General features: G+C 68.9%; 19 protein-coding genes, 1 tRNA gene and 1 pseudogene. 9 read left to right on the forward strand and 12 right to left on the reverse strand.

Features of this window, described 5'->3' with window-relative positions; genetic code table 11:
- Positions 1 to 56 precede the first annotated feature (56 nt).
- Both CVV72_RS21335 and CVV72_RS21340 read right to left on the reverse strand, forming a co-directional pair.
- Entirely contained in the window at positions 57 to 611 is a 555-nt protein-coding gene (locus tag CVV72_RS21335) for an HdeD family acid-resistance protein (protein WP_219145486.1), read from the reverse strand.
- Between the two features lie 178 nt (positions 612 to 789).
- Positions 790 to 2,943: an RICIN domain-containing protein gene (locus CVV72_RS21340; RefSeq protein ID WP_219145487.1), complete on the reverse strand. Its 2,154-nt coding sequence runs from the start codon at positions 2,941 to 2,943 to the stop codon at positions 790 to 792.
- 269 nt (positions 2,944 to 3,212) lie between these two features.
- Here CVV72_RS21340 and CVV72_RS21345 point away from each other — a divergent pair.
- The 3 genes from CVV72_RS21345 to CVV72_RS21355 all read left to right on the forward strand — a co-directional run bounded on the left by CVV72_RS21345 (position 3,213) and on the right by CVV72_RS21355 (position 6,328).
- Positions 3,213 to 3,285: transfer RNA gene (locus CVV72_RS21345), tRNA-Ala, on the forward strand.
- A gap of 665 nt (positions 3,286 to 3,950) precedes the next feature.
- A complete protein-coding gene (locus CVV72_RS21350; RefSeq protein WP_219145488.1) occupies positions 3,951 to 5,534 on the forward strand; it encodes a molybdopterin-dependent oxidoreductase in 1,584 nt (527 codons plus the stop codon).
- A gap of 119 nt (positions 5,535 to 5,653) precedes the next feature.
- Positions 5,654 to 6,328, forward strand: a complete 675-nt coding sequence (locus CVV72_RS21355) for a fasciclin domain-containing protein (RefSeq protein ID WP_219145489.1) — start codon at positions 5,654 to 5,656, stop codon at positions 6,326 to 6,328.
- Positions 6,329 to 6,588: 260 nt separating this feature from the next.
- Here CVV72_RS21355 and CVV72_RS21360 read toward each other — a convergent pair whose 3' ends face one another.
- Positions 6,589 to 6,780 (reverse strand): helix-turn-helix transcriptional regulator, encoded by a 192-nt coding sequence (locus tag CVV72_RS21360; protein WP_219145490.1) that lies wholly within the window; start codon positions 6,778 to 6,780, stop codon positions 6,589 to 6,591.
- Complete coding sequence (locus CVV72_RS21365; protein ID WP_219145491.1) at positions 6,713 to 8,485, reverse strand: hypothetical protein; 1,773 nt, start codon at positions 8,483 to 8,485, stop codon at positions 6,713 to 6,715. Before CVV72_RS21365 ends, CVV72_RS21360 begins: the two co-directional genes overlap by 68 nt.
- Between CVV72_RS21365 and CVV72_RS21370 the strand changes: the two genes are divergently transcribed.
- The 4 genes from CVV72_RS21370 to CVV72_RS41750 all read left to right on the forward strand — a co-directional run bounded on the left by CVV72_RS21370 (position 8,463) and on the right by CVV72_RS41750 (position 11,191).
- Positions 8,463 to 8,966 carry a hypothetical protein gene (locus CVV72_RS21370; protein ID WP_219145492.1) on the forward strand — a complete coding sequence of 168 codons (504 nt, stop codon included), beginning with the start codon at positions 8,463 to 8,465 and terminating at the stop codon, positions 8,964 to 8,966. The two genes, CVV72_RS21365 and CVV72_RS21370, sit on opposite strands and share 23 nt — an antisense overlap.
- Positions 8,967 to 9,257: 291 nt before the next feature.
- Positions 9,258 to 10,175 carry an IniB N-terminal domain-containing protein gene (locus CVV72_RS21375; RefSeq protein ID WP_219145493.1) on the forward strand — a complete coding sequence of 306 codons (918 nt, stop codon included), beginning with the start codon at positions 9,258 to 9,260 and terminating at the stop codon, positions 10,173 to 10,175.
- Between the two features lie 219 nt (positions 10,176 to 10,394).
- Complete coding sequence (locus CVV72_RS21380) at positions 10,395 to 10,652, forward strand: hypothetical protein (protein WP_255632198.1); 258 nt, start codon at positions 10,395 to 10,397, stop codon at positions 10,650 to 10,652.
- 272 nt (positions 10,653 to 10,924) lie between these two features.
- On the forward strand, positions 10,925 to 11,191 hold the full coding sequence (locus CVV72_RS41750) for a sigma factor (protein ID WP_255632199.1): 267 nt from the start codon (positions 10,925 to 10,927) through the stop codon (positions 11,189 to 11,191).
- A 187-nt stretch (positions 11,192 to 11,378) separates the two neighbouring features.
- On the opposite strand, the gene CVV72_RS21390 is transcribed toward CVV72_RS41750, so the two are convergent.
- From CVV72_RS21390 to CVV72_RS42000, 3 genes are read right to left on the reverse strand one after another with little or no spacing between them, the layout of a single operon-like run.
- On the reverse strand, positions 11,379 to 11,951 hold the full coding sequence (locus tag CVV72_RS21390; RefSeq protein ID WP_219145494.1) for an alkaline shock response membrane anchor protein AmaP: 573 nt from the start codon (positions 11,949 to 11,951) through the stop codon (positions 11,379 to 11,381).
- On the reverse strand, positions 11,948 to 12,475 hold the full coding sequence (locus CVV72_RS21395) for a DUF6286 domain-containing protein (RefSeq protein WP_219145495.1): 528 nt from the start codon (positions 12,473 to 12,475) through the stop codon (positions 11,948 to 11,950). The genes CVV72_RS21390 and CVV72_RS21395 overlap by 4 nt, the downstream gene beginning before the upstream one ends.
- Positions 12,472 to 12,618, reverse strand: a complete 147-nt coding sequence (locus tag CVV72_RS42000) for a hypothetical protein (RefSeq protein WP_370641805.1) — start codon at positions 12,616 to 12,618, stop codon at positions 12,472 to 12,474. The genes CVV72_RS21395 and CVV72_RS42000 overlap by 4 nt, the downstream gene beginning before the upstream one ends.
- On the opposite strand from CVV72_RS42000, the gene CVV72_RS41755 reads away from it, so the two are divergent.
- A complete protein-coding gene (locus CVV72_RS41755) occupies positions 12,618 to 12,842 on the forward strand; it encodes a hypothetical protein (RefSeq protein ID WP_255632823.1) in 225 nt (74 codons plus the stop codon). The genes CVV72_RS42000 and CVV72_RS41755 overlap by 1 nt on opposite strands.
- Here CVV72_RS41755 and CVV72_RS21405 read toward each other — a convergent pair.
- The 4 genes and pseudogenes from CVV72_RS21405 to CVV72_RS41760 all read right to left on the reverse strand — a co-directional run.
- A complete protein-coding gene (locus CVV72_RS21405) occupies positions 12,820 to 12,996 on the reverse strand; it encodes a hypothetical protein (RefSeq protein WP_219145496.1) in 177 nt (58 codons plus the stop codon). The two genes, CVV72_RS41755 and CVV72_RS21405, sit on opposite strands and share 23 nt — an antisense overlap.
- Positions 12,997 to 13,043: 47 nt before the next feature.
- Positions 13,044 to 13,376 carry a hypothetical protein gene (locus tag CVV72_RS21410; RefSeq protein WP_219145497.1) on the reverse strand — a complete coding sequence of 111 codons (333 nt, stop codon included), beginning with the start codon at positions 13,374 to 13,376 and terminating at the stop codon, positions 13,044 to 13,046.
- Complete coding sequence (locus CVV72_RS21415; protein ID WP_219145498.1) at positions 13,373 to 13,843, reverse strand: Asp23/Gls24 family envelope stress response protein; 471 nt, start codon at positions 13,841 to 13,843, stop codon at positions 13,373 to 13,375. The genes CVV72_RS21410 and CVV72_RS21415 overlap by 4 nt, the downstream gene beginning before the upstream one ends.
- 209 nt (positions 13,844 to 14,052) lie before the next feature.
- Positions 14,053 to 14,130: pseudogene (locus CVV72_RS41760) on the reverse strand (fasciclin domain-containing protein); the annotation flags it as partial.
- A gap of 155 nt (positions 14,131 to 14,285) precedes the next feature.
- Between CVV72_RS41760 and CVV72_RS21420 the strand changes: the two are divergent.
- The gene (locus CVV72_RS21420; RefSeq protein WP_219145499.1) at positions 14,286 to 15,290 is read left to right on the forward strand and encodes a ferritin-like domain-containing protein; all 1,005 of its coding nucleotides are present in this window, start codon (positions 14,286 to 14,288) and stop codon (positions 15,288 to 15,290) included.
- A 107-nt stretch (positions 15,291 to 15,397) separates the two neighbouring features.
- On the opposite strand, the gene CVV72_RS21425 is transcribed toward CVV72_RS21420, so the two are convergent.
- Positions 15,398 to 16,135, reverse strand: coding sequence for a hypothetical protein (locus CVV72_RS21425; RefSeq protein WP_219145500.1), 738 nt, complete (start codon positions 16,133 to 16,135; stop codon positions 15,398 to 15,400).
- Positions 16,136 to 16,186 lie beyond the last annotated feature (51 nt).

Below are 16,186 nucleotides of genomic sequence, written 5' to 3' on the forward strand. Positions count from 1 at the left end.
GCCGAGCCTGTCGAACCTGCGCCGTGCCGGAGCGCGGGTCCATTACCGGCAGGCTTTCAGGCTTGCGTGAGCTTCCGCAGGCGGAAGGCCAGCACGAGCAGCATCACGCCGTACAGCAGGGCGTAGATCCCGACCAGCAACGCGATCCCGTACGCGCCGGCGATCGGGTTGACCACGATCACGATGCCCGCGATCAGGGAAAGCGCGCCCGCCGCGATGAGGAACGCCTCGCCCTCGATCTGCTTGCGCAGCCGGATCGCGGCGACGATCTCGACGATGCCGGTGAAGATCGCCCAGAAGCCGACCAGCAGCGCCAGCACGAGCACCGTGATCCCCGGCCAGATCAGGACGAGGACACCGGCGATGATCCCGAACGCGCCGAGCACTCCGTAGGCGGCGCGATGGGCGGCGTCACCCGGCCGGAAGGCCTGCATGATGCCGCCGATGCCGTCGAAGATGGCGTAGATGCCGTAGAGGATCGCGAGGGCCAGGACGGTCGTTCCCGGCCAGAGCAACGCGAGAATGCCGAAGAGGATGGCGAAAACCCCGCGCAGGGCGGCGAGCGGCCAGGCCAGGCGGGGTTCGACGACGGTGAGACCGGCGAGAGGCATGCTCCGAGTATCGGAGCGCCGCTACGCGAGCGCGCGGCACGCCACCCGTAGGGGTGAAAGACCGTGCGCCCCCTCGTTCCCGCCCCGCGGCAGGTGTCGCGAAAGCCACTTTCGCAACCTCCCGCGATGAAAAGGCCGGTGCGCGCCGCGACCGCCATCCCGGCGCGCACCGGGGTCATCAGGGATAGGCGACCAGGTTGGCCACGGTCGATCCCGAGTTGGCAGGCCCGCCACGATCGTTGATCACCCGGCTGATGGTCCCGTTCCCGCCGAGGGAGACGGCGACCATGCTGCGGAACCGGACGTTCGGGGTGTTCGGCACCTCGAACGCGCGATCGGCCACCACACTCGGATTCACGTTGAAGTAGCAGTAACTGCCGAGCCCGTACGCCTCGTGGCTCGTCACCGAGTTCGCGACCTTGTAGGCCGCGTAACCCCGCGTCGATCCGTTCATCCAGGCGGCCTGATTCGGTGGGTCGTAAGGCATTTCGTTCTGGTAGAAGTACGTCCGGCCGCGCTCGCCGGTCCAGATCGTCTGGTACTTCTGGTAGTGCTCGACGAACAGGCCGTACATCGTGATGTCGTCACCGTTGACGATCAGACCGGTGTCGGCGGTGTTGGTGGCCCACCCGACACCGCTGCCGTGGTCGGCGCGCCAGATCCACAGGTGGTCGCCGATGACGTCGTCGCTGTTGACCACCAGGCTGTTCGTGGCCTTGCCGACACCCGCCCCGCCGACGCGGAAGAAGACGTCGTGCAGCGAGGTCGGATTGGCCGCGTGATCCTGCGCCGAATTCGCCGGGCCGACCTCCATGAGCGTGTTCGAATTCGTGGTGCCCGCGTCGATCAGCACGCCGGCGATCTTGACGCCGTCGACGTCCGCCACCGTCATCGCGGTGATGCCGTTGTCCGGGATCAGCGTCGCCAGGCCGAGACCGAGTACGACGGTGTCCGGCCGGGTGACGCGGAGCGTCTCGGTGAGGTGGTAGACACCCGGGGTGATCAGGAGGTCCTTGCCCTCGGCGAGGGCGGCGTTGATCTGCGCCGCCGTCGTGCCGGGCTTCGCGATGAAGAACCGGCTGATCGGCAGCGAGGATCCCGGCTGGCCAGTGCTCCACGTGATGCCGGAGGCGTTGGTGCGCTTGGCAGGCACGAAAACCTGGTACGCGCCCGCGCCGTCGACGTAGAGGAACGGCTTCTCCCGCACGACCGGTGTCGTGTTCACCGTGGTGTACGGCGGATTCGGGAAACTGGTCGGCGGCGCGCCGCTCACCCCCGCGAACACCATGTTCCAGTTGGAGCCACTCCAGCTCCCGAACTGTGAGTTGCGCGAGATCCACTGCTGCTGCGAACCGGACCGGACCTGGCCGTCGACCTTCACATCGGACATCCACCCGCCGCTCGACCAGCCGCCGTCGTCGAGCTGCAGGTTGCCTCGGACGTGCATGCGCCGATAGGGCGCGGCCTGCGAAACGGCCCAGCGGTCGGTGCCGCCGTTGGGGTTCACGGACAGGTTTTCCGCGCCGCGCCAGAAGTTCTGCGTCGCGTTGCCCTGGAACCAGTCGGCCTCCGCGTGCACCGCGCCGTTGATCGTCACGTTGTCGGGAGACAGGCCGAGCCCGAGCACCTGCGTGTAGAACCCGACGTTGACATCGACGTTGTACGAGCCCGGCTTGAACAGCAACGCCTTGCGATTCGAGCCGAACTGGCTGGTCTCCTGCTGCGAGAACACGCTGTCGACCTGGGACTGGATCGCCGACTGCGACATACCGGGGTCGAAGACGAGCACGTTAGGCCCGAGGTCGGGGTTCGCGGCACCGGAGACCGGGGTGAGCCGGAAGGACTGGGCGCCGGTGCCGTTGCAGGCGTACTGCTGGAGCTGGGTGCTGTCCTGGGTCGAAAGACCGGGGATGTCCAGGCACTTGCCACTGTTGCGGCTCACGAAGTGATACGCCCCACCCGATTCCTCGACCGGCTGCCACTGCTGGTTGTTCCCGCCGCCGTAGGCCCACAGGTGGATCAACCCTCCGTCGGCCGTCGACACGTCGGCGACGTCCCACACCTGGGCCGGGTTGTTGCGGGTGTTGACCCGGTAGTAGCCGCCCGAGGTGGGCTGGAACTGCCACTGCTGGGAGAAGGTCTGATTGCAGGCGTACTGCTGGACGACCGTCCCGTTCGCCGTTCCGGCGGCGCGCGCGTCCACGCACTTCCCGCCGGTGGTCGACACCGTGTACCAGGTGTCGGGGACGATGGCCGCCTGCGCCGCCGGGGCTACCACTATCAGCGCTCCGACCAGCGAAAACAGGGCTATCAGGGCTGCTCTGGCCCTCATCGGGACCTCCTCCGCGTCATTCGGGCAGGGCGAGCTGAGGCGGAGCCCAGTGGAGACGCGGCGTAGCGGGCGGGGACCTCGGCGTCACGATGGTCGAAAACGTAACGGCGGTCACACGCAGAGTCAATACAAGGCTAAAAATAAGGTGCAAAGATGCAGGTCAGCGCACTTTGAAGGAACCAGAGGTGCATAGAGTGACCCCCGCGTGAACGGCCTGCGCGGGCGGTGTAATGTATGGACACACGAGATGCGGAGAACAACACCGCTCCGGGGCTATGGCGCAGCTGGTAGCGCACCTCACTGGCAGTGAGGGGGTCAGGGGTTCGAGTCCCCTTAGCTCCACAGTGACGAAACACCGCCCGCCTGGCAGATCTGCCGAGGTCGGGCGGTTTTTTTCGTGCCACGTCACTCCGAGAATCGCCGTGCCGTCTGCTCCAGCGACGGAACCCGACCAGGTAGTTCTCCCTGCCAGGGCACACCGGCCTCACAGCACGAGAAAGTGCGATGAACGGGCCGATCGATCACCGCGGACAGGCGAGCGGAATCGATTACCGCTGCAGCTCGATGAGGGCGGGCCAGGCTCTCGGACGAGGTGGTGTTCCTCTGTGGACAGTGCGGCTTCGTCGCAGGGCGGTAAAGGCCCAGCAGGTCGGGGCGGCTGCGAGCGGAGCACCCGCAGCACGGTGTCGGAGATCGGTCCGGCAAGCTGCCTGTCCCCCGCGCCGACCGGCCGAGGAGTTCTTCGGGAGTCGGCGCGAAGGGTGACGCGGTAGGCGGAGAATGGTTACGGCGACGGTCGTGGAAGCTCCCTTCCCCGGCTGAAGCCGAGCCTGCGCCGAGCGGCGGACGAACTGCTCCGCGAGCAAGCTGCCACCGATGATTCGCCGGGTGAACCGTCCGTCTTGGCATGGATCTCCGGGCGCCCTGTGGTGACCACGATCGGGTGTATCCGGCGTCGGTCTGGTCACGACGCCCAACCTTCGACGCGGGCGCGCCGAACCAGGGGTATGTCCGCCTCCGAACTGCCCCAGTCCGAAAGCGCCGTCCAGCCGCAGCGAACTCGGCTGCGGTTCTTCGCGGCGGCGTTCACCGGCGTCCTCGCCCTGGCCGCCGCGCTGGCGGTCGGCCACCTCGTGGCGGGGTTCATCAGCATCAACGCCTCGCCCTATCTGGCCGTCGGCAACGGCGCCATCGACCTCACCCCGGTCGAGCTGAAGGATTTCGCGATCCGCACCTTCGGCGTTTACGACAAGCTTGTCCTGCTGGGCGGTATGGCCGTGGTCATGGTGCTGGCCGCCGCGCTCGCCGGTGTCCTGTCGCGACGCTCGCCCGTCCCCGGCACGGTGATCATCGCCGTGTTCGGGCTGATCGGGGCGTTCGCGGTATACCAGCGCCCGGATCTGACCGCGGTCGCGCTCCTCGCGCCGGTCGCCAGCCTGGGCACCGGGATCGTGACCTTCCTGCTGCTGCACCGGCTCGCGCCGCGCGTGTGGCGTGAAGCGAACACCGACGAAAACACCGGCACCTCCCGTCGCGCCTTCCTGATCGGCGGCGCCGGTGTCGTCGCCGGCGCGGGTGCGGCGGGGCTGGGCGGTCAGCTGATCAGCTCGACCCGGGACGCCACGGCGTCGCGCGAGGCGATCGGCAAGCTCGTTCCCGCACGGACTGCACCGGCGATCCCGGTCGACGCCGATTTCGCGAAACTGGGTACACCGTCATTCCTCACGCCGAATGACAAGTTCTACCGCGTGGACACCGCCCTCACGGTGCCGCAGGTACGGGCCGAGGACTGGAGCCTGCGGCTGCACGGCATGGTGGACCGGGAAATCCGCTACAGCTACGACGACATCCGGAACCGGCCCCTGCTCGAGCGCACCATCACCATGACCTGCGTATCCAACGAAGTCGGCGGAGACTATGTGTCCACCTCGAACTTCATCGGCATCGACTTGGCCGACATCCTCGACGAAGCCGGCGTGAAACCCGGCTCGGAGCAGTTGTTCTGCACCAGCGTCGACGGCTGGACCTCGGGAACGCCGGTCGCCGCCGCACAGGACCGTGACCGTGGCGCGATGCTCGCCATCGGCATGAACGGCGAACCTCTGCCGCTGGAACACGGTTTCCCGGTCCGGCTGGTCACCCCTGGCTTGTACGGGTACGTCTCGGCCACGAAATGGATCGTGGACATCGAAGTCACCACCTGGGCGGCACGCCAGGCCTACTGGCTCAAACGAAGCTGGGCGCAGGAAGCACCGATCAAGACCCAGTCGCGCATCGACTCGCACCGCGGCTTCGCGAACGTCCAAAAAGGAAAGGTCCGCGTCGCGGGCGTGGCCTGGGCCCAGCACACCGGGATCGGCAAGGTCGAGGTCCGCGTCGATCAGGGTGCCTGGCAGGTGGCCGACCTCTCCACCGAGGTCAACGTGGACACCTGGCGCATGTGGTGGGCCGAGGTCGACCTGCCCGCCGGCGTCCACCAGGTGTTCTGCCGCGCCACCGACAAATCCGGCTACACCCAGACCGATCAGCGCGCGGGAACCGTGCCCGACGGCGCGACAGGCTGGCACAACGTCACTTTCACCGCCGCCTGAGAAATTTTCCGGGATGACCAATCCGGACTCCCGGCAGCACCGAATCCCCTGCAAGAGAACAAGAACCGGGTTCGTCCACAAAGGACAAGCCAGCCGCCTTTCCCCTGGAGTGGAATCTCATGAGCAAGCTTCGTGTCGCAGGAATCGGTTTCACCGCGGTCGCCGCACTGGCCCTGACCGCGTGCAGTGGCAGTGACAACGCCTCGTCCGGTAACAGCAGCGCCCCGGCTCCGGCCCCCTCGTCGTCGATGTCGGCCCCGATGTCCAGCGCCGCTTCCGGTGACGGGGTCACCACCAATGCCGACGTGTTCGGTCCGGCCTGTTCGCAGCTGCCGCAGGGCAGCGAGCCCGGCTCGCTGGACTCGATGGGCCCGCAGCCGGTCGCCAGCGCCGCCTCGACCAACCCGCTGCTGACCAAGCTGGTCGCCGCGGTCAAGGCCACCAACCTGGTCGACACCCTCAACTCCCAGCAGGCCATCACCGTGTTCGCCCCGGCCGACCCCGCCTTCGCCGCCCTCGGTGACGCCAAGTTCACTGAACTCGCCGGCAAGCCGGACCAGCTGGCGCCGATCCTGCAGTACCACGTCGTCGGCAAGCGTTACGACGCCAAGGGCCTGGAGTCGGCCAAGTCCGTGGAGAGCCTGAACACCGCGGGCGGCCCGGTCAAGATCGAAGGCTCCGGCGAGAACATGACCGTCAACGGCGCGAAGATCCTGTGCGGCAACATCCCCACCAAGAACGCCACCGTCTTCGTCATCGACAAGGTCCTCACCCCCGGCACCAACAAGAACTAGTCACCGTCCGGGCCACCATGACTCCCCCTTGTGGGTGGCCCGGATCCAGCGGCCGTCGCGGCTTCCATGACCTCCGGAGCCGCGGCGGCCGCTTCCACGTCCACGGTGATCCGATGAGGACACCGTGGTTTCAGCCGCGCGGCGGGACTCGGACTCCCGCCCGCGGGGAACGCTGTAGCGGCGGCGTTCCGCCGGTCGCCGTCGTCGCTGGTTCACTCCATGGCCGCGACGGCGACCGGCCCCCCACCACCAGGCGGGAGTCAGCCGGCTTTTCCCAGCAGATTCCCCAGAAGCGCGGTGATCGTACGGCGGTCGGTGGCACCCAGTTTGCCGCGGATGCGGGCCATGTGGTGCTCGACGGTCTTGCTGGAGATGTGCAGGCGTTCACCGATCTCCCGGTAGGTGTGCCCGTCGACGACCAGGCGGCCGATGTCGGTTTCTCGCGGGGTCAACGAGGGCGCCTCGGGGGGGTGGCGGCGGTTGCCGTTCCGCGCTCGAGCCGCTGTCGAGCGGGAAATGTTTGGCCGCACGCAGCAAGGTCACCATGACGGCGCGGTCGGTGGCGCGGACGGCGGCATGACCGGCGAGCCGGGCGGCGTCCCAGCGTAACCCGGTGCGGTGCAGGCCTTCCGCCGCCGAAAGCACGGTGTCGGCTTGGACCGACCCGCCCAGCACTGCCGACCATTCCGTTCCCGCCGCCGCGAACGCGGAGACCAGGCGGCCGGGCGAAGGCTGATCGGTGAGCTGACGCAGAGCGACACGTGCGCCTTCCCGGTCACCCGCCACGATGGCCGCGTGGAAGACCGACCAGTCGAGCCACGCGGACCACAACGCCGGACGACCGTGCCGAGCGAGCAGGGCGAAGGCGTGGCCGCGATGTGCTTCGACGCGGAAGCCCTCCTTCACCCGTGCTGCCGCGATGAGCAGTTCCCCCAGTGGCAGCAACGAAAAGAGGTCAACAGGCTGCCGCATCATCGCCTCGTACGCGGAGGCCCACTTCACGCGGAGCGCGCCCGGTGTGTCGACTCTCCTCGCGAGCCCGAGTTCCAGCGCGCGGAGGAACAACTCGTCACGGGGCGAAAGAGAGCCGACCTGACCCGCCGCGGCCGAGCGATGAGTTTCCGCCGCGGCGAGGTCACCTCGCAACAACTCGGTCCAGCCGAGCAGCAGGGTGTGCCGGATGACGGGAGCCGCCCGGCTCAGCACCCCGCGGGCGAGCTCGAATTCCGCCGCGTGCAAGGCGACGAGCGCGGTGAGCGCGGCCGGTGAATCCGGGAGGAGGTGGCCGGTATCGGTGGCCTCCGCCGCGTCGGACGCGGCCAGTAAGGTCGTCAACGCCGCTTCGGTGCGCCCGCGGACCGAGTCGCGGATCCCGTCGAGCAGCCGTCCTGCGACGTGACCATACGCCGGAACGGGTTCGGTGACGACGCTCCGCTCGGACCGGGTGGTTTCTCCGAGCGCGATCCCGGCGAGCTCCACCAGCGGCAGCGCGCCCGGTTCCTCGGACCAGCGCAGCAGTTCCGCGCCACGGGCCAGATCACCTCGCCGGGTCATGATCGTGCCCGCGACCAGCGCGCCGCGGCTGCGGTGAGCCGGTTCGGCGGCGCTCAGCAGTTCGTCACCGAGCCGCAAGGCCACGTCGTGCTGTCCGGCGAGGACCGCGGCCTTGGCCCAGCCCGGTGCCAGCCGGGCCCGGGGGCTGCCACCACGCGCGGCGGCGGCGTAGAGCTCGGCGGCGACGGCGGGCTGGTCGTGGACCGCCTCCGCCGCGGCCGCTTCGAGCCCGGCCCGCACGATCGCGCCGCCCGCGCCGAGACGCTCGAGTTCCCGCGCGATCGGCAGCACGGGTTGCCCGGCGCGCAGCAGGTCCTCCAGCACCCGCACGAGCACCGTCAGCACCCGGTCGATGCCGACATGGCCGCGCACCGCGCGCGCCACCAAGGGAGGCACCGAGTCGTTCGCGGCGAGCAGTCCGGCCGCCCGGACCTGGTCCAGGATTCCCGGGACGTGCTCTCGAGATCGTCCCAGTGCCGTCGCGAGGAGTTCGACGTCGCGATCGCCGGCGACGTCCGCCACGACCAGGTAGGTCAGCCCCGGCTCGCCGAGCATGTCCAATTCCGCGCGCAGTTCGTCGATGAGTTCGTCGACCGTGGGCACCTGGAAGCACCGGGCCACCAGTCTGGGCACGCCCGCGGTCAGACGCCGGATCGGATTCCGCGCGTTCGGCCGGGATCCGCTCGCCGGCGAACCTCGCCACGGCCGCGGCGTCCCAGGCGGAAAGCCGGATGTGCCGGGTCGTCGCCGTCACGAGGCCGGTCGCCATCGCCCCGGCCGCGCCGGGAGTGTGGGTGAGCACCATCCGGGTGGCCTTGCCCGCCAGGCCGGCCAGCACCTGTCCGGTACCCGGTGGCAGGGAGTCGACATCGTCGAGCAGGATCGCCACGGCGGAAGCGGGCGTGGACGGGACCAGATCCTCCCGGGTGACCACGGTGACACCGGCGTCGCGATAGTGCCGGGCGATCGCGGCCAGCGCCGTCGTCTTCCCGTGGCCGGGCGGACCGGACAGGACCGCGCGGACGGGGCCCGCTGGTGTGGCGGCGATGCCGGCCAGCAATTCGCGCAACTCCGGCGGCAGTAGCTCTTCCACCCTGATTCCCCCCGTCCCGCGTCAGGTGGCCGGAACGACCACACGTGAGAGTTTCGAGCCCGCCCTCACCCGCGATGGGCGAGATGACTCCCTGTTGTGAGATGAGATCCAGGCCACACTCCAGAGCTATCCCCTATCGAGTGACCGACTCCCCTCAGGGGTTTTCGCGATCACCGTTAGGCGTCAGACCCGATGTCCGGCACCCCGGTCGAGCCCTAGCGTCGATCCGGCCGACAGCCCGGTGGCCGTCGGCTTCACCGTTCCCCACAGAGAGCCCGGTCGATGAACCCCACGCAGTCGCTGTACGACTTCACCCTCAACCTGCTCAACGACCCGTCCGCCCGTGAGTCCTTCGGGAACGACCCGCGGCAGATGCTGACCGACGCCGGCCTCGGCGACATCTCCGGCGCGGATCTGCACGACGTCCTGCCGCTGGTCCTCGACTACGCGCCGGTGAACTCCCTCGGCGGGCAGAACGGCCTCGACCTCGACTCGATCACCACCGGCCAGGCCGGCGCCATCGAGCAGCTCCAGGCGCTCACCCAGAACCTCGCGCTCGGGGACACCTCCGAGAACAACGTGCTCGGCGCGGTCGGCGGAATGACCGCCATCACCCAGAACGCCGCGGCCCCGTTCACCGCGGCGGGCGACCTCGCCGGCGACATCGACAACGTCGGCGGCGGTGAGATCGCCCCCGTCGGCGCCGTCACCGGCGCGGTCGGCGCCGTCACCGGCGCGGTCGGCGACGTCACCGGGCAGGTCGCCGGTGGAGACGTCACCGGAGCACTCGACGGTGGAGATCTCACGACCGGCCTGCAGGACGTCTCCGGCCTTGACTCGGCCATCGAGGGCACCCAGGGCGTCGGCTCGACGGTCGGCGATCTCACCGGCACGCTGGGCCTCGACACCGGCCTGGGCAACACCATCGGAGACGTGACCGCGCACGGCGTCGGCGAGGTCACCGGCAACGTCACGACACAGCTCAGCGACATCGCGAACGAATCGGCCGTCGGCAACGTGACCGACCACGTCGGCGACGTCACCGGCCAGGTCGGCGACATCGGCTCACACGCCGGTTCGGTCAACGACGTCCACGACGTCGTCAGTGGTGTCGGCAACGGCGCGCTCGGCGGCGGTATCGCGGCCGACCTGAGCCACCTCACCATCGGCTCCGGAAACGACGTGCACGTCTCCGAGTGACCCGGAAATGAGCGGCCGGAAGGGCACCGGGACGGTGATCCCGGTGTCCTTTCCGCCGTGCGTCCGGAGGCGAGCACCGGCCCCTCGCGTAACCCACACGCATGGTCTGCGGCAAGGCGACCCACTCCGGCTCCCCGCGGCGTCGAATCCTTCGTGATCCCGGTGGAACACCACAGCCGGGATCGGACCGATATCCGTTCGAGGAGAAGGAGAACCACCGTGAGCACACTTCGCCGTCGCATTCTCGTGACCGCCGCGCTGCCGGCCGCCGCACTCGGTTTCCTGCTGGCCGCGCCCGGCGCCGCGTCCGCCTCACCAGCGATGTCGCCGGCTTCCACCGTCAGGGTCGCCGACCACGACCATGACCACCACTACGGGTTGCACCTGAACATCCTGCTCAACCTCCACCTCAGCGGCCACGGTCACCACGACGACTGTCACGGCGGCCTGCTCGGCGGGCTGTTCGACCGCGACTGATCCCGGCACGGCTCCCCTCCCCACCGGGCCGGGACACCGGCCGCACGCGGTGCGTGACCGGCCCACCTGTGGTTCGATCACCGAGCAGACCTCGGGGCCGTTCGGGCCAGCGAAGTGTCGGACTCGGTAAGGATCAGCGAGGTGAGTGATTCAGCACGTGGCATGGCCACTGTCGAGGATCCGTTGGCCGAGTTGATGGCGCGGGTGACGCACGGCGACGACGAGGCGTTCGCCGACCTGTACGACCACGGGCGGGACAGGTCTTCGGGCTCGTGCGTCAGATCATTCACGACACCGTGCGGGTCGAAGAGGTCCATCAGGAGATCTGGGTCCAGATCTGGCGGAGCGCCGGCCGCTACGGCCCGGCCGACGGACCGGTCATGCCCTGGATCATGACTGTGGCGCATCGTCGTGCGGTGGACCGCCCGAGGTCGGAGCGTTTTCCCGTCGGCCGGGTGCGTCCCGCCGATGCCGGGAGCCCCTTTCCGTTGCCGAGCACACCGAGTACCGCGCGGTCCGGCACGGACTGTCCACTTTGACCAAGCCGCAGTACGACAGTGTGCAGCGGGCTTACTTCGGCGGCTTGACCTATGGCGAGCTTGGCGAAGAGTCCGGAGTGCCGGCACCGACTGACGAGACCTGGATCCGGGACGGATTGATCCGGCTGCGTGACTGTCTCCCGCGCCGAGCCAACGCGGTCGTGACCGCGGATCGTTCCTCGTTCGCTCAGACCGTGCGGGCTCCGGTCTTGGTGGAGAACCGGAATTCGACGGTCGCCGGGAGCGCGCCGAGATCGAGGGCTTGGCGCAGCCTCGGCAAACCGATGGTGTCGATCTGTCGGCGGATCGCGGTCAGATCGCCGTCCTGTTCCGCGCTGACGACCAGCGCCACGGTCGGCGCGTCGCGTGTTCCGGCGAGGGTGGCGTGGGCCGCGTGGACGCCGGGGTAGGTCTTGACCTCGTCGACGAACGGCTCGATCGCGGTGCCGGCGGCCAGTTCGGTGCGGCCGGTGTCCGGGTCGGCTTCGAACCGCCAGGTGTGGGTCTTGGGTTTGCGGGTCAGCTGTGCCAGCAGCCACCGCAGCAGCAACAGTCCGAAGACGACGGCGACGGCGGCGGTGACGTACAGCGCCCAGGTCGGCGGCATGCCGGTGCCGGGCACCAGCGTGGAGTCGGGTTCGAGGACGGTGAGCCTGCCGAAATGGGTCAGGACGGTGAAGGCGCCGGCGGCGAGCAGGATCATCCCGAAGACGACGAGCAGCGTGCGGTTGAGCCGGGCCGGACGGTTGAGGTTGGTCATGATGCGCTCCTGGCGGCGTGGACCTTGATCTTGACGGCCGGGCGGGTGGCGGGCGCGATCTGGTCGAGCCGGTGCTCGATCGCGGCGCGGACGGCGTCGGCGAGGCCGTCGGTGACGGTCCGGCCGGTGCTCACCTTCGCGAACACCTTGCGGCGCTTGAGTTTCACCTTCGCAGCGGAGACGCCGTCCACTGTGGATGCGGCGGTCGACAGTGTGGAGCGGTAGCTCCGGCGTGAAGCGCCGGAATCAAGCTCGCCTTCCAGTGGAAGGACGGTGGGTTTGCCGGGCAGGATCGCGGCCAGCAGGAGCGCCAGGCCCAGCAGTGCGGCACCGCCGCCGGCGATGGCCGGAACGAGGTCGTTCCACCGGGCATCGTGCAGTGTGCCTGCCACGGATTCGTAGCTGACCCAAGGGTTTTGGCCGAGTAGCAGCTGGATCGCGATCACGGCGACGAAGGCGCAGGCGGCGAGGAGGACGACCGCGGTCAGGGTCGCGGGAATCGAACGACGGGGGCGGCGTTTCACTGGACCCTCCTGGAGACGGCCGTGGCGGTGTGCAGCGCCGTGACGGTGATGTCCACTCGTGAGACGGTCAGCCCGGTGTACTCCGCGACGCGGCGCATCAGCTGCCGTCGGGCGTTCTCGGTGGTCGCGGTGACCGGCGCCATTGGCGGTGTTGTCGAGGTCTTCGCCGCCGACGGCGACGCCGAGCACACGGCTCGCGGCGCCGCCGACGCCCTCGATCTCGGTCACGGCACGGGCGGCGATCCGCTCGACGGTGCTGTCGGAGATCGTGAGCGTGCCCCGGTCGTCCAGTGCCGGGAGTGCCGCCCTGGAAGCTGGGCTCGGCGTCGTCGTGGTGGTCATGATCAGCCCCGGTCGCGGCCGGTGAGCTGGGACAGGTCGAGCTTGCCGTCGAGGACGCGACCGACGAGCAGCCCGAGAGCGCCGAGGACCAGGACGACAAGGAAGGCACCGAACCCGCCGAACGCCGCGGCGAGGCCGAGCGCGAGACCGGTGAGCAGGCCGAGATGGGTGGAGGACATGCGTGTCTCCTTGCGGGATACCCGTACGAGCGAGCCGTCCGGAATGATCAAGGAAGCGGAACAGGAAGCTGCGGTTCAGGCGTGGTTCCGGGATCCTCGGCCGCGGGCGGGGCGATGTCGCCGATCCGCACGCGGACCGGGCGGTCGACCTGCCCGACCGCGACCAGGACGTCGTCGCTGATTTCGACGGCGGTGGCCGGGTAGCGGCCGACGACGCCGATGATGATCTCGTCGTCACGGATGCGGATCCCGGGGACCCGGCGCCCGCGCAGCAAGGTGGCGATTTCGCCGAACCGGCCGCTGTGCAGACCCGCGATGCTCGGCCGAGCCCGCACAGCGGTGGCGATCCGGTCGGCGTCGATCTCGACGCCGGGGTTCACTGGACGCGGCCGGTGTCGGGCTTGGCGTCGTCACCCTCGTCGTCACCGGGGATGTGCACGTCGGAGACGTTGATGTTGACCTCGACGACCTCGAGACCGGTGATCTGCTCCACCGCCCCGATGACGTTCTTGCGCACCGCGCGGGACAGGTCGGCGATCGACACGCCGTACTCGACGAGGATCTGCAGGTCTACCGCGGCCTGCTTCTCACCCACCTCGACCGACACACCCTGGCTCGCCGACGCCGTGGCGCCGGGGATGCGCTCGCGGATGGCGCTGAACGCCCGGGCCGCGCCGCCCCCGAGGTCGTACACGCCGGAGATCTCGCGGGTGGCGAGACCGGCGACCTTCGCCACGACCGTGTCGGCGATGGTGGTGCTCCCCTGGGAGGTGACCAGCGCGCCGGTGGTCTTCGTGACCTCGGCCGAGTGAGCGGGGGTCTTCGTGGTGGCCGTCGGGTTCGTCATGATGTCTCCTCCGATACTGGATTCGAATGTCTGAAGTGGACGATCACGGGAGTCCCGTTCACTTCCACACCGGTAAGACCCCGCATCTCGGAGATCGTCACGACCCGATCGTGTGACCCGGGTCTCCCCGGCGGTGCGCCTGGACCGAAAAGCGCCGGGTGCGCTCGATGCCCGGTCGCCGGACGACTGGCTACACCACGTGCGTGCTGGATGTTCCCGCACAGGATCTTCGCGCCGTCGACGGTCAGGTTCTCGCCGGAGCCTTCGATCTTGACCGGGCCGCCCGCCTGCCGGCTGTCGAGGGTGTCGACCAATCCGATAGCACGACGGCCTCGAAAGTGGAGGTCAACGTAGACCCACGCCCGCGTGCCGGGACGAGCCGTCACGACGCGCGGGCACACCCGGTATGTCGTGTGACGGCCGGGTGGGAAGGAGATCACTCGTGTTTGGCAAGCGCTATGCCGCGTCGATGATCAACCGGAGTGCGGAGAACCAGCAAGACCGGCGCCGTTTTCTGCGCGCGGCCGGGGTAACGGGCCTGGGGGTGGTCGGAGCGGGCGCGCTCGGTGGCCTGACCGGACCCGCCGCGTCGGCCGGGACCGTCCGGCAGGCCGCGGGGGAAGCGGCGGCCGCCGAGGGGGTCAGTGACGGCGCCGTGCTCAACTTCGCCCTCAATCTCGAATACCTCGAAGCCGAGTTCTATCTGCACGCCGTCACCGGCAAGGGACTCGCCGACTCGCTCACCACCGGCACCGGCACCCGTGGCGGCGTCACCGGCGGCCGTGCTGTGCGGTTCAAGACCAAGGCGGCGAAGCAGTACGCCCGGGAAATCGCCGGCGACGAGAAGGCGCACGTGGAGTTCCTGCGCACCGCGCTGGGCTCGGCCGCGGTCAGCCGCCCGGCCATCGACCTGCAGGCCAGCTTCACCGCCGCGGCGCAGGCCGCGGGGCTCGTCCGCAAGGGGCAGAGCTTCGACGCGTTCGCCTGCGAGGAGAACTTCCTCCTCGCCGCCTACCTCTTCGAAGACGTCGGCGTCACCGCCTACAAGGGCGCCGCACCCCTGATCACCAACAAGACATACCTCGAAGCCGCGGCCGGCATCCTCGCCGTCGAGGCCTACCACGCCGCCAACATCCGCACCGCGCTCTACCAGCACAGCGGCGGCATCCTCGGGCTCGGCCTGCTCGGCCGCGACCTCCGGGAAGCCAGCGTCAAACTCTCCAACGCCCGCGACAGCCTCGACGGCACCACCGACCTCGACCAGGGCGTCGTCGACGAGAACGGCCAGGCGAACATCGTGCCCACCGACAGCAACGGCATCGCCTACAGCCGCACTCCGGGCCAGGTACTCAACATCGTCTACCTGAACCCCAAGGCCGTCACCTCCGGCGGATTCTTCCCCAAGGGCGTCAACGGAGACGTCAACACCAGCGACCCCAACGGCTGAGTCCGCCGGACCGCCCCGCCCCACATGATGTTCGAATTCTCCGTGCGGCCCTTGCGTATCCAGCCACTGTCGTGGCGTTGGTCAAGGGCCGCACGGAGAATCGGCCATCAGTCCTGGTACAACGGATCGTCGTCCACGCGTACATACAATGCTTCGACTGGCTGTTCAGCCCCGCTGTTCTCAATCGCTCCGATGAGGACGCCCCCCGTGCCCCGGATCTCGAACACATCGGGATCCAGGCCGAGCTGGCCGGCGAGTTTCGTGGCCACTCGCCGCAGGCCCGGCTCGGCGGCTTCACCGTCGATGGCGGGGGTCGCTGAGAGCAGGGCGACTTCGCAGAACTCTTCCGGCAGGCCTGCCGGACGCGACGAGACGACCTGGATCACCGACGCGCCGATCGACTCCGCGATCGGAAGGCACCGATCCATGGCGGTGTTCAGGTTCGCCGCGGGGAAACGGAGGTGGACACGGGCGATGATGTCCGTCTCCTCGCGCGGCGTGAAATCGGCACGGGCCACGGACGTCGGCGCGCGTGTTTCCTGCCCTCCCCGCTCGGCTACCACCCTGAAGAGAACGTAGTCGTCGACCTCCAGTTTCCGGAACCGGAGGCTGGCGAAGCCGCGCCGCTCCGGGTCACCGTGGATCTCGAGGTTTTCGTCGTTCAGCCGGTACTTGACGATCGCCGGTTGAACGGCCCGCCGCATGGCCTGCTCGATGGTTTCCCCCTCCGCTACTGAGCAAGTGAAGAAGAGGGAAGCAAGGAATCCGGTCCAGGGGCTCTCGGGGTTGGCGCGTTCGATTTCCACAGCGACGGCACCGAATTCGTCGATCAGCGGCAGGCACACGCCGAGGGCCGTCGCGAGTTCCGTGGTGTCGACGGCGAACCGGATGTCCGT

The organism is Amycolatopsis sp. TNS106, assembly GCF_019330265.1.
Lineage (GTDB): Bacteria > Actinomycetota > Actinomycetes > Mycobacteriales > Pseudonocardiaceae > Amycolatopsis > Amycolatopsis lurida.

Excerpts from the sequence above, each read along its gene's own strand:
- CVV72_RS21375 (WP_219145493.1), top strand. The coding sequence starts at position 9,258 with ATGAACCCCACGCAGTCGCTGTACGACTTCACCCTCAACCTGCTCAAC.
- CVV72_RS42000 (WP_370641805.1), bottom strand. The coding sequence starts at position 12,618 with ATGGCGCCGGTCACCGCGACCACCGAGAACGCCCGACGGCAGCTGATG.
- CVV72_RS21350 (WP_219145488.1), top strand. The coding sequence starts at position 3,951 with ATGTCCGCCTCCGAACTGCCCCAGTCCGAAAGCGCCGTCCAGCCGCAG.
- CVV72_RS21370 (WP_219145492.1), top strand. The coding sequence starts at position 8,463 with ATGAGTTCGTCGACCGTGGGCACCTGGAAGCACCGGGCCACCAGTCTG.
- CVV72_RS21390 (WP_219145494.1), bottom strand. The coding sequence starts at position 11,951 with ATGACCAACCTCAACCGTCCGGCCCGGCTCAACCGCACGCTGCTCGTC.
- CVV72_RS21405 (WP_219145496.1), bottom strand. The coding sequence starts at position 12,996 with ATGTCCTCCACCCATCTCGGCCTGCTCACCGGTCTCGCGCTCGGCCTC.
- CVV72_RS21355 (WP_219145489.1), top strand. The coding sequence starts at position 5,654 with ATGAGCAAGCTTCGTGTCGCAGGAATCGGTTTCACCGCGGTCGCCGCA.
- CVV72_RS21335 (WP_219145486.1), bottom strand. The coding sequence starts at position 611 with ATGCCTCTCGCCGGTCTCACCGTCGTCGAACCCCGCCTGGCCTGGCCG.
- CVV72_RS21415 (WP_219145498.1), bottom strand. The coding sequence starts at position 13,843 with ATGACGAACCCGACGGCCACCACGAAGACCCCCGCTCACTCGGCCGAG.
- CVV72_RS21340 (WP_219145487.1), bottom strand. The coding sequence starts at position 2,943 with ATGAGGGCCAGAGCAGCCCTGATAGCCCTGTTTTCGCTGGTCGGAGCG.